This window comes from Alcanivorax sp., from assembly GCF_014762765.1.
Classification (GTDB): Bacteria; Pseudomonadota; Gammaproteobacteria; order Pseudomonadales; family Alcanivoracaceae; genus Alcanivorax.
Genome location: NZ_JABURH010000031.1, coordinates 1 through 3,425 on the forward strand (window position 1 = coordinate 1; position 3,425 = coordinate 3,425).

General features: G+C 59.8%; 2 protein-coding genes. Both read left to right on the plus strand.

Annotation, left to right across the window (positions count from 1 at the left end):
* The first annotated feature begins 75 nt into the window (after positions 1-75).
* Entirely contained in the window at positions 76-1,443 is a 1,368-nt protein-coding gene (gene glmU, locus HUJ17_RS01060) for a bifunctional UDP-N-acetylglucosamine diphosphorylase/glucosamine-1-phosphate N-acetyltransferase GlmU (RefSeq protein WP_290508968.1), read from the plus strand.
* Positions 1,444-1,665: 222 nt separating this feature from the next.
* Positions 1,666-3,425 (plus strand): glutamine--fructose-6-phosphate transaminase (isomerizing) (gene glmS, locus HUJ17_RS01065; RefSeq protein WP_290508969.1); only part of this gene is annotated, 1,760 nt, incomplete at its 3' end.

A 3,425-nucleotide genomic window follows, 5' to 3' on the forward strand; every position in this document is an offset into this window, starting at 1 on the left:
GAGACAGAAATGTCACGATGTCATGCTATAAACCGCACGGCGCATCGCGACAAGGGTAAAACATAAGGACAGGGTATGAGTTCAGGGTCTATTGCAGTTGTCATTCTCGCCGCCGGCAAAGGCACACGCATGAAAAGTGCGTTGCCCAAGGTGCTGCATGAAGTGGCCGGTAAGGCCATGGTCCAGCATGTGGTGGATGCCGCCACCAGCCTGGCCGCCGACAACACCATCATCGTCTACGGCCACGGTGGTGATCAGGTGAAAGACATCGTCAATGGCGATCACCTGCAGTGGGCCGAGCAGGCCGAGCAGTTGGGCACCGGCCACGCCGTGGCCCAGGCCATGCCCCTGGTCAAGGAAGATATCGTACTGGTGCTGTACGGCGACGTCCCCCTGATCCGCCCGGAAACTCTGCGTGAATTCGTCCAGTGCGTGGATGACAAGACCCTGGCACTGATGACCCTGACCCTGGATGACCCCAGCGGCTATGGCCGTATCGTTCGTGATGGCCAGAACAACGTGCAGCGCATCGTCGAGCAGAAAGACGCCAGCGAAGCGGAGCTGGGTATCCCGGAAATCAACACCGGCATCCTGGCTTGCACACGCAGCTTCCTGGAAGACTGTCTGCCGAAACTATCCAGCAACAATGCCCAGGGCGAATACTACCTGACCGACGTCATCGCCATGGCGGTGCAGTCCGGTCTGACCGTGGAAACCCTGCAGCCGGAATTTGCCTGGGAAGTGGATGGTATTAACGACCGGGTGCAGCTGTCCCGGCTGGAGCGACTCTATCAGCTGGCCCAGGCCGAATCCCTGATGCGCGATGGTGTCACCCTGCGCGACCCGAATCGACTGGACGTGCGCGGTAGCGTGCAGATCGCCAGCGACGTGATCATTGATGTGAACGTGGTGCTGGAAGGTGACGTGACCATCGAAGAAGGCGTTGTCATCGGCCCCAACTGCATTATCCGCGATACCAATATCGGTGCCGGCACAGTCATTGAAGCCAACAGCCTGCTGGATGGCGCCATCGTCGGTGAGCAATGCACCATCGGCCCCTACGCCCGCCTGCGCCCCGGCACGGAACTGGCCGACAAGGCCAAGATCGGCAACTTTGTGGAAACCAAGAAGTCCTATGTGGGCGAGGGTTCCAAAGTGAACCATCTCACCTACATCGGCGACAGCCAGATCGGCAAAGGCGTGAATGTGGGCGCCGGCACCATCACCTGCAATTACGATGGCGCCAACAAATTCCAGACAGTGATGAAAGACGGCGCCTTTATCGGTTCCAATTCTTCACTGGTGGCACCGGTCACCATCGGCGAAAATGCCACCGTGGGCGCCGGCAGCACCATCACCAAGGACGTGGACGACAACGGCCTGGCCGTTGCCCGTGGCCAGCAGCGCAACGTCAACGACTGGAAACGTCCGCAAAAGAAATAAGGAGCCTTTGAAACCCCAGTATTCCTGATTTTTGTGGGAAGCGATGCTCGCATCGCGAATAACGGTGGCCCTAGTGGCACCTTCGCGATGCAAGCATTGCCTCCCACAATAGAAAGGGGTTTTCAAAGGATCGAGAATTCGTTGGAGCCATGCTCGCATGGCGAATAGATACGGCAGTGAATTCGCAAGCACTGCCGGCAAGCAATATTCAAGGAAACCAACATGTGTGGAATCGTCGGGGCCATTGCCCAGCGTAATGTGACCAACATCCTGATCACTGGCCTCAAGCGCCTGGAATACCGGGGCTATGACAGTGCCGGCGTTGCGCTGCTCAATGATTCCGGCATTACCCGGGTGCGTCGCCAGGGCAAGGTCGCCGGCCTGGAAGCCGCCACCACGGAACAGCATGCCAGTGGCTTCACCGGCATCGCCCATACCCGCTGGGCCACCCATGGCAAACCCTCCGAAGACAATGCCCACCCGCACATGTCCGGCAGCGATCTGGCCCTGGTGCACAACGGCATCATCGAAAACTTTCAGGAACTGAAAGACGAACTGGAAGCCGCCGGCTATGCCTTCCAGTCCCAGACCGACACCGAAGTCATCGTGCACCTGCTCCACCAGGTGCTGGACACCGGCGTGGATCTGTTCACCGCCGTCCAGCAGGTCGTAAAGAAACTGGATGGCGCCTACGCCCTGGGTGTGATCCACAAGGATGAGCCCCACAAGCTGGTGGCCGTGCGTTCCGGCAGTCCCCTGGTCATCGGCCTGGGCATCGACGAAAACTACATTGCCTCCGATCAACTGGCTCTGCTGCCGGTGACCAACCGTTTCATCTTCCTGGAAGAAGGCGACCAGGCAGAAATCAGCACCGACAACGTCCGCATCGTCGATGCACAAGGCAACGCCGCCAGCCGTGACACCCACGAATTCGACGGCACCCACGAAGACGCGGAAAAAGGCGAATACCGCCACTACATGCAGAAGGAAATCTTCGAGCAGCCGGCGGCTATCCAGAAAACCCTGGAAGGTCGCATCGACAGCCCGGCGAGCCTGATCGACGCCTTCGGTGAAAAAGCTCCGGCCATCTTTGACCGCGTGAAAACCGTCCAGATCGTCGCCTGCGGCACCAGCTACCACGCCGGCATGGTGGCCCGTTACTGGCTGGAAGACATCGCCGGTATTCCCTGCCAGGTGGAAGTGGCCAGCGAATTCCGCTACCGCAACCATGTGGTCCCGGAAGGCACCCTGTTCGTCACCATCTCCCAGAGCGGCGAAACCGCCGACACCTTGGCGGCCCTGCGCGACACCGCGTCCCCCAACTACGTGGGCCGCCTGGCCATCTGCAATGTGGACAGCTCCTCGCTGGTGCGCGAATCCGAACTGGTATTCCTCACCAAGGCTGGCCCGGAAATCGGCGTGGCCTCCACCAAGGCATTCACCACCCAGCTTACCGGCCTGCTCATGCTGGTACTGGCCCTGGGCCGTCAGAAAGGCCTGGACGATGCCCGCATCGAAGGCATCCTCGACGAACTGCGCCAGCTGCCCAACCTGATTGAACAGACTGCGGCTCTGGACAAGCCCATCGAAAAGCTTTCCGAAGCCTTCGTGGAAAAACACCACACCCTGTTCCTGGGCCGTGGCGTGCAATTCCCGGTGGCCCTGGAAGGCGCCCTCAAGCTCAAGGAAATCTCCTACATCCACGCCGAAGCCTACCCGGCCGGTGAACTCAAGCACGGCCCCCTGGCACTGGTAGACAGCGACATGCCGGTGGTCTCCGTGGCGCCCAACGACGAACTGCTGGAAAAGCTAAAATCCAACCTGCAGGAAGTCCGCGCCCGCGGCGGTGAGCTCTACGTATTCGCCGACAAGAATGCTCACGTGAAAGAAGGCGAAGGCATCCACGTGCTGAACATGCCCGCCGTGCCGGAAACCATTGCGCCCATCGTTTATACCGTGCCGTTGCAGTTGCTCAGCTACCA

Bases quoted from the DNA above. Each gene is read 5' to 3' on its own strand.
- glmU (WP_290508968.1), top strand. From the start codon at position 76: ATGAGTTCAGGGTCTATTGCAGTTGTCATTCTCGCCGCCGGCAAAGGC.